This window comes from Streptomyces speibonae, assembly GCF_984686075.1.
Window position 1 is genome coordinate 1060330 of record NZ_OZ480260.1, and the last position, 12364, is coordinate 1072693.

Annotated in this window: 8 protein-coding genes and 1 pseudogene; 7 read left to right on the forward strand and 2 right to left on the reverse strand. The window is 74.0% G+C overall.

Annotated elements, in window-relative coordinates:
* Positions 1 to 228 precede the first annotated feature (228 nt).
* Positions 229 to 1380, forward strand: coding sequence for an ATP-grasp domain-containing protein (locus AC5L3C_RS04770; RefSeq protein ID WP_493647086.1), 1152 nt, complete (start codon positions 229 to 231; stop codon positions 1378 to 1380).
* A 244-nt stretch (positions 1381 to 1624) separates the two neighbouring features.
* Here AC5L3C_RS04770 and AC5L3C_RS04775 read toward each other — a convergent pair whose 3' ends face one another.
* Positions 1625 to 2962, reverse strand: a complete 1338-nt coding sequence (locus AC5L3C_RS04775; RefSeq protein WP_493647087.1) for a 6-phospho-beta-glucosidase — start codon at positions 2960 to 2962, stop codon at positions 1625 to 1627.
* A 128-nt stretch (positions 2963 to 3090) separates the two neighbouring features.
* Between AC5L3C_RS04775 and AC5L3C_RS04780 the strand changes: the two genes are divergently transcribed.
* Positions 3091 to 3861: an IclR family transcriptional regulator gene (locus AC5L3C_RS04780; RefSeq protein ID WP_493647090.1), complete on the forward strand. Its 771-nt coding sequence runs from the start codon at positions 3091 to 3093 to the stop codon at positions 3859 to 3861.
* A 332-nt stretch (positions 3862 to 4193) separates the two neighbouring features.
* On the opposite strand, the pseudogene AC5L3C_RS04785 reads toward AC5L3C_RS04780, so the two are convergent.
* A pseudogene (locus tag AC5L3C_RS04785) lies at positions 4194 to 4343 on the reverse strand (NAD-dependent epimerase/dehydratase family protein); the annotation flags it as partial.
* Between the two features lie 340 nt (positions 4344 to 4683).
* On the opposite strand from AC5L3C_RS04785, the gene AC5L3C_RS04790 reads away from it, so the two are divergent.
* From AC5L3C_RS04790 to tal, 5 genes are all read left to right on the forward strand, one after another.
* On the forward strand, positions 4684 to 5880 hold the full coding sequence (locus AC5L3C_RS04790) for a sensor histidine kinase (protein ID WP_125502620.1): 1197 nt from the start codon (positions 4684 to 4686) through the stop codon (positions 5878 to 5880).
* Positions 5877 to 6551, forward strand: a complete 675-nt coding sequence (locus tag AC5L3C_RS04795) for a response regulator transcription factor (protein WP_493647092.1) — start codon at positions 5877 to 5879, stop codon at positions 6549 to 6551. The genes AC5L3C_RS04790 and AC5L3C_RS04795 overlap by 4 nt, the downstream gene beginning before the upstream one ends.
* A 130-nt stretch (positions 6552 to 6681) precedes the next feature.
* On the forward strand, positions 6682 to 8790 hold the full coding sequence (locus tag AC5L3C_RS04800; protein WP_493647094.1) for an MMPL family transporter: 2109 nt from the start codon (positions 6682 to 6684) through the stop codon (positions 8788 to 8790).
* 327 nt (positions 8791 to 9117) lie between these two features.
* Positions 9118 to 10539, forward strand: a complete 1422-nt coding sequence (locus AC5L3C_RS04805) for a glycoside hydrolase family 16 protein (RefSeq protein WP_493647096.1) — start codon at positions 9118 to 9120, stop codon at positions 10537 to 10539.
* Positions 10540 to 10847: 308 nt separating this feature from the next.
* On the forward strand, positions 10848 to 11996 hold the full coding sequence (tal, locus tag AC5L3C_RS04810; protein ID WP_493647097.1) for a transaldolase: 1149 nt from the start codon (positions 10848 to 10850) through the stop codon (positions 11994 to 11996).
* Positions 11997 to 12364: the final 368 nt, after the last annotated feature.

A 12364-nucleotide genomic window follows, 5' to 3' on the forward strand; every position in this document is an offset into this window, starting at 1 on the left:
TCCCTTCAGCCGTCACCGAATTCCACCACGAGATCACATCCACGGCACCGGAAACAAGCACGACCTGTCGTCCGTCCGTGGTATCAGGACCGGCCTCCGAAGGCCTATGATCGCCCCGACACCACCGCCGTGAATGCCCTTCGGACAGGGCGGTTCGGTGCCCCTCCTTACGTCTGCCCGGGCAACGGGCCGCTGCGCCCTGCCCGCGAACCGTGAAAGGCGGCCTGCATGGTCTCTCGCGTACGCGTCTGGCTCAACCGCACGTACGCGGAGAACGTGTTCTTCATGGATCAGCTGAGGAGAAATCCCGGCAACCGGGCCGTCGAGATCCATGCGACCCACGGCGACCCCGACTCCCCCGTCCTCGCCGCCGCCGACACCGCCGAGCTGGAGCCCGAGGGGCTGTCCCCGGCCGCGTACGCCGAGTACGCGCTCACCCAGTGCCGGCGGCGCGGCATCGACGTGTTCGTGCCCCGGCTGCACCAGGCGGCGATCGTCGCGCACCGCGCCGAGTTCGAGGCGGCCGGTACGGCGCTGCTCGCGCCTCCGCCCGAGGCGGTGGCCGCGTTCCAGGACAAGGTGATCGCCTATGAGGCGGTCCAGGCCATCGGGGTGCCGGTGCCGCCGTGGTGGCGGGTGCGCGGCGCGGAGGAACTTCTCGCGGCGGTCGAGGAGCTGGAGGGGCGGGGACACCGGGCCTGTCTGAAACCCGCGTCCGGCGCGGGCGGCGTCGGTTTCCGCATGATCACCCGTGCGCCCTTCTCGCTGTCGCAGTTGAGCGGCTTCCCGAGCCCGTACGTGTCCCTCGGGCCGGTGCTGGAGGCCGTACGGCGGGCGGAGGAGCCGGTGGACTGGCTGGTGATGCCGCTTCTGGAGCAGCCCGAGGTGTCGGTGGACTGTCTGACCGGGCCGGACAACCGGGTGCGGCTGGCGGTGGGACGCACCAAGAACGGCCGGCGCAGGGGCTTCACGCTGCACGAGCAGTGGCTGGAGCCGGCCCGGCGGATCGCGGAGGGGTTCGGTCTGCACCACCTGTCGAACATCCAGTTCCGGATGCTCGGCGAACGGCCCGTGCTGATGGACGTCAACACCCGGCCGGCGGGCGGGCTGCACCAGCTGTCGCTGTGCGGGGTGAACGCTCCGTGGGCCGCCGTACGGCTGGCGCTCGGCGACGACCCGGGCGAGATCGTGCCGCCGTTCCTGGGCCAGGACTACTCGGTGGTGTCCGGTCCGCGTCCGCTGCTGCCGGTGACGGTGCCGCAGCAGCGGGCCGGGGCGCCCGAGTCCGGGCCGGCTCCCGCGCCCGCGTCCGCGCGGGGCGCGGCACCCGTTCCGGCGGCGCCCGTCGGGCCGCGAACGACGACCGGGGCGCCGTCGTAGGGACGACCGGGGCGCCGTCGTAGGGACGACCGGGGCGCCGTCGTAGGGACGGCCGGGACACCCTCGTAGAACTTCTCGGGAAATTTCTCCCCGGGGGTGTATCAGGGGCCGGGGCGCGGGCTCTTGATGGTGACGGCGACTTGGGGAAGCCGCCGGGGGGAAGCACGGGGGAACCGGGGGGCTCGGGTCGGTCGGCCGCTGTCACGGGGGGCGACCGGCCGGTCCGAAGCCCTGCCCGGCCCGGCTAGCCGAGGTAGGCGAGGCCGGGATGGACCGCCAGATAGCCCTCGACGAGCCGCCGGGCCACCGAGACGGAGTCCACCAGCGGGTGCAGCGCGAACGCCTTGACGGCGGCCGCGCGGGAGCCCGACCGGGCGGCGGCGAGCACCTCGCGTTCCACGGCCTTGACGGCGCAGACCAGACCGGTGGCGTGGCCCGGCAGCGGGTCCACGGACACCGGATGCGCCCCGTTGGCGTCCACCATGCAGGGCACCTCGATCACGGCCTCGGCGTCCAGCGGCGCGAGGGTGCCCCGGTTGCGGACGTTGAGGATCAGCGCGGTGCGTTCGTCGCGGGCGATGGCCCGCATCAGGGCGAGGGCCACCTTCTCGTAGCCGCCGGACAGATCGTCGGCCTCGCGCTCGCCCGCGCCCGCCGCCTCCCGGTTCTCGGACATGTAGGTGGCCTCGCGTTCGGCGCGGGTGCGGTCCCACAGGTCCAGGGCGGAGACACCGGGGTCGCCGGCGCCGGCGTAGAAGGCGGTCTGCTGGTCACGCAGGAACGCGCCCCGGGTCCGCTCGGCCCGCCGGTAGGCGTCGACGGTCTCGCGGTTGAAGTAGTAGTAGTGCAGATACTCGTTGGGGACCGCGCCCAGGGACCGCAGCCAGTCGGCGCCGAACAGCCTGCCCTCCTCGAAGGAGCCGAGCAGGGCGGGGTCGGCCAGCAGGCGCGGGAGTTCGTCGCGGCCCGCGACCCGCAGGCCGCGCACCCAGCCGAGGTGGTTGAGGCCGACGTAGTCGATCCACGTCTCGCGCGGCGGTACGCCGAGCACCCGGGCGATACGGCGGCCGAGGCCGACCGGTGAGTCGCAGATGCCGATGACGCGGTCCCCGAGGTGGCCGGCCATGGCCTCGGTGACCAGGCCCGCCGGGTTGGTGAAGTTGATGACCCACGCGTCGGGGGCGTGCCGGGCCACGCGGCGGGCGATGTCGACGGCGACGGGTACGGTGCGCAGGCCGTAGGCGATGCCGCCCGCGCCGACCGTCTCCTGGCCGAGCACGCCCTCGGCGAGGGCGACCCGTTCGTCGTTCGCCCTGCCCTCCAGGCCGCCGACGCGGATCGCGGAGAAGACGAAGTCGGCGCCGCGCAGCGCCTCGTCGAGATCGGTGGTCGTGGTCACCCGGGGTGCGTCGGGCACGCCGTCGGCCTGCTCGGCGAGGACCCGGGCGATCGCGCGCAGCCGGCCGGCGTCCACGTCGTGCAGCACGACCCGGGTCACCCGGCCCTCGGCGTGGTCGGCGAGCAGCGCGCCGTACACCAGCGGAACGCGGAACCCTCCGCCGCCCAGAATCGTCAGCCTCACCACACGCACCCTTCCCACCACGACGAACGTGGACGACCCTACTCGCGGGGCGGGCGTCACCGCGGGCCGCACGACCGCGCCGCGCGTGCCCGGTGCCGGCCCGCCCGACCCCTGGGGGACCGCCGTCCATGACCGCCCGCTCAGCGCCCGACCGTCTGCTGGCCGTGCTCGCCGCCTTCGACCACACGCATCCGGCGCTGACCCTGACGGACATCAGCCGCAGGGCCGGGCTCACCCTGACCACGACGCACCGGCTGGTGGGTGCGCTCGCCCGCTGGGGCGCGCTGGAGCGGGACGCGTCGGGGACGTACCACGTGGGGCTGCGGCTGTGGGAGCTGGCGGCGCTCGCGCCGCGCGGGCCGGCGCTGCGGCAGGCCGCGCTGCCGTATCTGGAGGACCTGTACGAGGCGACGCACGAGAACGTGCAGCTGGCGGTGCGCGACGGGGGTGAGGTCGTCTACACCGAGTGGCTGTCGGGGCGCTCGGCGGTCGGTGTGCACATCCGGGTCGGCGCGCGCTGGCCGCTGCACGCCACCGGCGTCGGCCTCGTTCTGCTCGCGCACTGTGACCCCGCTCTCCAGGAGGAGTACTGCGCGGGTCCGCTCGCCGCCTTCACGCCGCACACGCTCACCGAACCCGGTGAGCTGCGGCGGGTCCTGGCCGAGGTGCGGCGCTCGGGCGTGGCGGTGAGCGACCGTCAGGTCACCGAGGACGCGCTGTCGGTCGCGGCCCCGGTGCGCGGGCCGGACGGGTCGGTCGTCGCCGCCGTGTCGGTCGTCGTGGCCCGCTCCGACGCCCGGCTCTCCGCCCTCTCCCCGGCCGTTCGCGTCGCGGCCCGCGGCATCTCCCGCGCCCTGGGCTGGCAACCGCCCGCCCCGCCCCGGTCCGGGGACACCTGACGAACGGTCCCGACGCCCGGCACGACCACGGCCGGCGCGAGCCCGGCGACCGGTCCCGCGTCCGGTGCGGCGGCCCTCGCCACCCCGGCCGACAGCCGACCCTCCTGAACGGCCACCGGCCCAGACCCGCACCCGCCCCCGGCCCACCACGGCCGCCGCACAGGGCTTCGCCCCCCCGGGCGCCGCTCCGCCTCCCGCGCCCTCCGCGCCGCCGGTGCACCCCGCGCCGACGATCGCCGCGCCCACGGACGCACCCGCCCGGCGCCTCCCCCGCACCGCCGCCGGCCGCGCCCCCAGCTCCGCAACCGCCGTACGGCCGGCCGCCGCCGCCCGTCGGCGCTCGGCTCGGCGAGTGCCCGCGCGATGGCGGGCTGCCGGATGTCCGCCTGGACGAAGTCGGCGCCGCCCAGGTGGTGCTCGGGCGGAACCGCGTCAACGCCGGCGACCCGGTCCACCTCGGGATCCCTCGGGACGCGCCGGAGCTACGCGCGGCCCGGGCGCCGCAGGCCGACCGCCTGTCCGCCCACGCACCGCGGGCAGAGGCGAACCCGCCGCGAACGGTCGAGGCCGAGCGAGCCGGGCACCGGAGCGGAGTCACGACCGGCCGTGTTCCCGTTCGCCGTTCGCGGCTCGGCCACGCCGGCCACGCCCGCCCCGGCGCATGCCTGCGGGCCGACGTCCGGCCCACCTCGGCGGCCGGCGGAGGGGTCAGCCGGACGTGCCGTCCGTGTCCGCGGGGACCGCGAAATCCCTCTCACCGGTGAGGACCCGGCTCCCTGCCCCTCGTGATACTGGGACGGCCCCCGCCCCGAGGAGCCGCAGATGTCCCTCCGGTCCGCCCTCACGCCGGTCGTCACGCGCTGGCGTCCGGCGAATCCGTATGCCCTCGACACGGCGCTCGCCGCGCTCGTGCTGTTCGCCGTCTCCCTGCAGTGGATGTTCCCCGACGAGGGGGACGACCCGCTGACCTGGCAGGGCTGGCTGCTCGGCGCCGCCACGGCCGTGCCGCTGATCTGGCGGCGGCGGGCGCCCTGCGCGGCCGCGTGTGCGGTGTCGGTCGCCACCCCGGCGCAGGCGCTGTACCACGCACCCCCGCCGGACGTGATGTACGGCGGGATGGTGGTCCTGTACACGCTGGCCACCGTGGGCAAGCCCTGGCAACGCCGGATGATGCTCGCGGGCTGGATCATCGGGGTCGTCACGACCATGCAGCACCAGTCGAACAAGGAGCCCTTCGAGTACGCCTTCCATCTGATGGGCATTGTCTGCGCCTACGCCCTGGGCATGCTCGCCCGCGTGCAGCGCGCCTACACCACGGAGCTCGAGGACCGGGCCCGCCGGCTGGAGCGTGAGCGGGCCGCCGACACCGCGCGGGCACGGGCGGAGGAACGCTCCCGCATCGCCCGGGACATGCACGACATCCTGGCGCACGCGGTGAGTCTCATGGTCGTGCAGGCGGAGGCCGGGCCCGTCGTCGTGCGCAAGGATCCCGAGCGCGCGGAGGCGACGTTCGACACCATCGCGGCGACCGGGCGGGACGCGATGGCCCAACTGCGCCGCATCCTGGGGGTGCTGAAGGAGGAGCGGTCGGACGGAGAGAGTATGCGGTGGCTGCCGCAGCCGAGTGTGACGGCCCTGCCTGCCCTGATCCGCCAGGTGGAGGAGTCCACGGGGCTGCGCACCGAACTGCGCACCAGAGGCGAGCCCTGTCCCCTGTCCTCGGACACCCAGGTCGCGGCCTACCGTGTGGTCCAGGAAGCACTCACCAACACCGTGAAGCACGCCCGTGCCTCACGCGCGGTGGTCGAGCTGGACTGGGCGGAGGACGGGGTGACCCTCACGGTGACGGACGACGGACGGGGCCCGGCCGGGCCGGGCGGCGGGCACGGGCTGATCAACATCCGGGAGCGGGCCGCGGCGTGCGGGGGCAGCGCCGAGACCGGAAGCGGTCCGGACGGCGGATTCCGGGTCGTCGTACGGCTGCCCGCGGCGGCCGAGCGCGAGGGGGCGCTCGGGTGAGCATCCGGGTGGTCGTCGCCGACGACCAGGAACTGGTCCGGGCGGGTTTCGGCATGATCCTCGACGCGCAGGACGACATCGAGGTGGTCGCCGAGGCCGGTGACGGTGAGGAGGCCGTCGCGGCGGTGCGACGGCACGCGCCGGACGTGCTGCTGCTCGACATCCGCATGCCGGTGATGGACGGTCTGGAGGCGGCCCGCCAGGTGTGCGCGCAGTCGGGCTGCAAGGTGGTCATGCTGACCACGTTCGACCTGGACGAGTACGTGTACGAGGCGTTGTACGCGGGTGCCAGCGGCTTCCTGCTGAAGGACGTCCGCCGGGACGACCTGGTGCACGCGGTGCGGGTGGTCGCGGCCGGCGACTCGCTGCTCGCCCCGGCCGTCACGCGGCGGCTGGTGGCGGACATCGTGCGGCGCCGCCGGGAACGGGCCTGCGCCGAGCCGGCGGCGGCCCCCGCCCGCCTCGACGCCCTCACCGCACGCGAGGTGGAGACCCTGCGGCTGCTGGCCCGGGGGCTGTCCAACGCGGAGATCGCCACGACGCTGTTCGTCAGTGAGCACACCGTCAAGACGCATGTGAGCAATGTGCTGAGCAAGCTCGGTCTCAGGGACCGGGTGCAGGCGGTGATCTGCGCGTACGAGACGGGGCTGATCACTCCCGGCTCCCCCTGAGGAGTGAGTGCGGGGGCCGTCTCCCCCGTACGGGCGAGGGAACCGAACCCCTCCCACCGGCGATCCGCCGACCCGCCTCACGGCTGGAGTCTGGGGCGTGTTGACGAACCATCACCCGCCGGGAGGGACCGTGCTTTCCGCACTTGCCCGGGTGGCCACTCGCCGCCCCTTGACCGTGATGCTCCTGTGGGGGCTCTTTCTGCTGCTGGGCTTCGGCCTGGGGACGGGAGTCTTCGCGCGGCTCTCCGACAACGTGCCCGAAGTGCCCGGTACCGAGTCGGAGTCGGCCGCCCGTCATCTGGACCGGGCGGACCCGGCGGGCGAGTCGATCACCGGCGTGGTGGCCGGCACCGCCGTCTCGGACCCGGAGCTGCGCGCCGACGTCGAGCGGGCCGTGGCCGAGGTCCGGAAGGTCGCCGGGGTCGCCGCCGTGCCCGACCCGTACACCACGCCCGGCCTGACCGCCGAGGACGGGCAGGCGCTGATCATCCCCGTCACGCTGACGGGCGGGCTGGACGACGACGCCGAGGAACGCACGCTCGACGCGGCCGCCGACCGGATCCGGGAGATCGACGCGCCCGACGTCCATGTGAGCGGCGGCCCGCTGCTGGGACTGCAGATCGGGGAGCGGGCCCAGGAGGACGTGAAGAACGCGGAGTTGATCTCTCTGCCGGTGGTGCTGGCGCTGCTGCTCGTGGTGTTCGGCGGACTGCGGTCGGCGCTGCTGCCGCTGACCGTCGCGGTCAGCGGGATCGCGGGGGCGTTCCTGGCACTGTTCGCGTTCAGCGAGGTCACCGACATCTCCGTGTACGCGATCCAGGTGACGACCATGCTGGGGCTCGGACTCGCCGTGGACTACGCCCTGTTGATGCTGGTGCGGTTCCGGGAGGAGCGCCGGCACACCCAGGACGTCGTCGAGGCGGTGCACCGTACGGTCGCGGCGGCCGGGCGGACGGTGCTGTTCTCCGGGCTCACGGTGGCCGTCAGCCTGACCGGGCTGCTGGTCTTCCCGAGTGTGTTCCTGCGCAGCATGGGTCTCGCGGTCGCCGCCGTGGTCGTCATCGACATGCTGGCGGCGCTCACCCTGCTGCCCGCGCTGCTGGCGCGGTTCGGCGGGCGGATCCCTCCGGCGAAGACGCCGAAGGGCGGCGAGGAGGGCCGGTTCTTCGCCCGGGTGGCCCGCTTCGCGGCCCGGCGCAAGGTCGCCGTACTGGCGGTCGTGGTCCCGGTGCTGCTGGTGCTGGCCCTGCCCGTGTCCGGGATGAGCATCGCCGTGGGGGACGCACGGCAGCTGCCCACGGACACCGAGGCACGGCAGCTGCACGACACCGTCGCCGGGCACTTCCCGCCGGGCACGGGTGTCTCGCCGGTCACCGTCGTGGTCGGGCCCGGCACGGACGCGGCGGTCGCCGACCGGATCCGGGAGCTGTCACCGCGTTCCGAGACACGTGAACTGCCGGACGGTGCCTCGGTGATCGAGATGCTGCCGCCCGGGGAGAGCGACGGCGATGAGGCGACCCGCCTGGTCGAGCGGGTACGGGAGATACGGGGCGACGAACCGGTGGAGGTCACCGGCACCGCGGCCCGGCTGGTCGACTTCCGCGAGATGCTCTCGGAACGGGCACCGTGGGCGGCGCTGACCGTCCTGGCCGGAATCTTCCTGCTGCTGTTCGCGTTCACCGGGTCCCTTCTGCTGCCGCTGCGCACCATCGTGACGACGCTGCTCAGTCTGGGCGCCGCCCTCGGCGTGGTGGTGTGGGTCTTCCAGGACGGTCATCTCGCGGGGCTGCTGGGCGCCGAGGGACTGGGCGCGCTCAGTCTCACCGCGCCGCCGCTGATCGTCGCGATCGCGTTCGGACTCGCCATGGACTACGAACTGTTCATCCTCGCCCGGATGCGCGAGGCACGCGGCCGCGGCGACGACGACCGGGAGGCCGTGGTGACGGGGCTGCGCCGTTCCGGACGGGTGGTCACCTGCGCGGCGCTGCTCCTGGCGGTGGTCTTCGCCGCGTTCATGACGGGCGGGTTCTCGCCCATCCTGCAGATCGGCCTCGGTCTCACCCTGGCCGTCCTCATCGACGCGACGATCGTCCGGATGCTGCTGGTTCCGGCCACCATGGCCGTCCTCGGCCGCGGCGCCTGGTGGGCGCCGGCACCCCTGCGCCGTGCGCACGACCGCTTCGGCCTGCGGGAGGAGCCCGCGCGGACGCCCCGGACAGGGGTGCCGACCGGGGTGTGAGGGGCGGCGGCGCCGGAGGGCGTCCGCCTCCCGCCCGCGCGTGGCCGGACGGGCGAAGGGGCACGGCGTCCGGGACCGTCCCGGGTGCCGTGCTCCCGTGCGCCGGGCGTCGTGCGCCGCGCGGCAGCACGGCACCCCTTGCGCCCGTTCGCGTCTTTCGGGACCTGAACTCGCCACGCGCGCACAGAGTTTCTCGGTTCCACCTCTTGACGATGAACAGACAGGAGAGCACATTTAGGTCACCCGTGAGAGCGCTCTCTGCATCGTTCCGGGCTCTCGAACGTACCTCCCCGCACAGATTCACCCGTACCGAGAGGGCATCCCCACATGAATGACACCTCCGGCATACCCCGCCCCCTCCGCAGACCCCGTCCCCTGCGGCGCGCGCTCGTCGCCGTCGTCGGCACGCTCGCTCTCGCGGCGGGCGCGGCCACCGCCGCGAGTCCGTCCGCGAGCGCGTCCGTGCCGCCTCCGCCGTCGGGCTGGAACCAGATCTTCGCCGACGACTTCACCGGACCCGCGGGCAGCGGCGTCAACACCTCCAACTGGCAGTACGCGACCGGCAAGGGCTACCCGGGCGGCCCCGCCAACTGGGGCACCGGCGAGATCGAGACCATGACGTCCAGCACGGACAACGTGTCCCTCGACGGCGCCGGCAACCTGCGCATCACCCCGCGGCGCGACGGCGCCGGCAACTGGACCTCGGGCCGCATCGAGACCAACCGGACCGACTTCCAGCCCCCGGCCGGCGGCACGATGCGCGTCGAGGCCCGGATCCAGGTCCCGAACGTCACCGGCGCCGCCGCCCGGGGCTACTGGCCGGCGTTCTGGATGCTGGGCGCCCCCTACCGGGGCAACTACTGGAACTGGCCCGCCGTCGGCGAGCTGGACATCATGGAGAACACGCAGGGCATGAACACCGTGTTCGCCACGATGCACTGCGGCACCACGCCGGACGGCCCGTGCCACGAGACCAGCGGCATCGGCGGTTCGACCACGTGTCAGGGCACGAGCTGTCAGGCGGGCTTCCACACCTACCGGCTGGAGTGGGACCGCTCGACGAGCCTGGAGGAGATCCGGTTCTACCTGGACGGCAACAACTTCCACACCGTGCGGGAGAACCAGGTCGACGCGACGACCTGGCGCAACGCCACGGACCACGGCTTCTTCATCATCCTCAACGTGGCGATGGGCGGCGGCTTCCCCGACGCCTTCGGCGGCGGTCCGGACGCGGGCACCCAGCCCGGGCACTCGATGCTCGTCGACTACGTGCAGGTGCTGACCTCCGGAGGCGGCGGCGACCCGGGCGACCCCGGTGACCCGGGTGAGCCCGGCAACCGTGACGCCTACGGGACCATCCAGGCCGAGTCCTACGACGCCCAGTCCGGCGTGATCAGGGAGTCGACCTCGGACGCGGGCGGCGGCCAGAACGTGGGCGCGCTCGCCAACGGCGACTGGCTGCAGTTCCGGGGCGTCAACTTCGGTTCGAACCCGGCGCGGCAGTTCTCCGCGCGGGTGGCCAGCGGTGCGGGGGCCGGCGTCAGCGGGCTCGTCGAAGTACGCCTGGACAGCCGCGGCAACGCGCCCATCGGCAGCTTCGCGGTGGGCAACACGGGCGGCTGGCAGTCCTGGCGGACGATCCCGGCGAACATCAGCAGCGTGACGGGCACGCACGACGTCTACCTGACCTTCACCAGCGGCCAGCCGGCGGACTTCGTGAACGTCAACTGGTTCACCTTCGGCCACTGACCCTCCCCGTCCCCCCACACCCGGCCGGGCCCCTCCCGCCGGGACACGAAAGAGGGCTCCACGCCTGCGTGGAGCCCTCTTTCGCATGCCCGGAGCCCGTGCCCGCGCGGCGTCCGTGCCATGCCCCCTCCGCATCCGCCGAGAAAAAGTCATACTTTTAAGGGGTGCACGCATCCGCGGAGGGTGGCGCGGTCCCGGCCGGCCACCCCGAACGGACCAACACGCCGAGTCCGGGCGGGGCCGACGTGGTACCGGTTCACGCGAGTACCGAACCGGCGTGCGCGGTTGACGCCGTCGCGAGAAAGAAGATGATCAATGTGAGCGAAGCGACCGCGAACGCGGGAGCACTGCAGCGACTGTCCGGCGCGGGCGTGTCGGTATGGCTCGACGGCCTGTCCCGCACGGACCTCACCTCCGGCGCCCTCGCCGCCCTGGTGCGGTCCGGCGCCGTCACGGGGATCACCGCCGGCCCCGCCGCCTTCCGCGCGGCCTTCGGTACCGGGGCGGAGTACGAGGAGCAGCTGGCCGGGGCGGCCGTGCGGGGCGTGACCGCGGACGAGGCCGTTCGGATGATGACGACCGCGGACGCGCGGGCGGCCGCCGACCTCCTGATGCCCGTGTTCGAGGCGACGGGCGGGCGCGACGGACGGGTCTCCCTCGGGGTCGACCCCCGCCTGGCGCACCGTACGGCGGCCCTCGTCGCCGAGGCGAGGCAGCTCGCCTGGCTGGTCGGCCGGCCGAATGTGCTGATCGGGATCCCGGCGACGGACGCCGGTCTCGCCGCGGTCACCGAGGTCACCGGGGCCGGTATCGGTGTCGACGTGCGGACGGTCGTCTCCCTGGAGCGCTACCGCGAGGTCATGGACGCCTACGTGACCGGCCTCGAGAGGGCGCGGGCCGGCGGGCTCGACCCGGCCGCGATCCACTCCGTCGCCTCCTTCTCGGTCTCCCCCGTCGACCGCGAGATCGACAAGCGGCTGACCGTGCTGGGCACGGACGCCGCCCTCGCCCTGCGGGGCCGGGCGGCGGTGGCGAACGCGCGGCTCGCCTATGCGGCGTACGAGGAGTTCTTCTCCTCGGAGCGGTGGCTCGCGGCGGCCGGTGGTACCCGGGCCAACAAGCAGCGGCCGCTGTGGGTGTCCACCGGGGTGAGGGACCCCGCGCTCCGGGACACCCTGTATGTGGAGGAGCTGGTCGCACCCGGCACCGTCAGCGCGCTGTCCGAGGCCACGCTGCGGGCCACCGCCGGTCACGGCGCGGTCCGCGGCGACACCGTCACCGGCGGTTACGCCCAGGCACGGGCCGATCTGGCCGCCGTGGAGCGGCTCGGGATCTCGTACGACGAGGTGGTGCGGCAGCTGGCGGACGAGGACGTCACGGCGTCCCGGGACGCCTGGCAGGAACTTCTCGACGCGGTGACGAAGGCGCTCGACGGCAAGGGAGTTGACGCGGAATGACCGACGAGACGACCCACCCCGCCCCCGGCGGGACGCCCGACCCGGGTGGGGCAACGCGACCCGCGACGGGGGCCGCGACGGGGGCGGCAGCCCCCGGCACTCCGGCATCCCCCGGCCCGAAGAGCCCCGCACCGCCGACCGCCCCCGGGCCGGAGTCCCCCGCCGCGGAGACGGCCACCCCGGGAACCGGTACAGCACCGTCCGCCCCGCAGACAGACACACCGCACGCCGAGACGGCGCCCACCGGGGCAAGGACGGCCGCCCCGGGAACCGGTACAGCACCGTCCGCCCCGCAGACAGACACACCGCACGCCGAGACGGCACCGACCGGGACAGGGGCGAACACCCCGGCAGCCGGACGCGCGCCG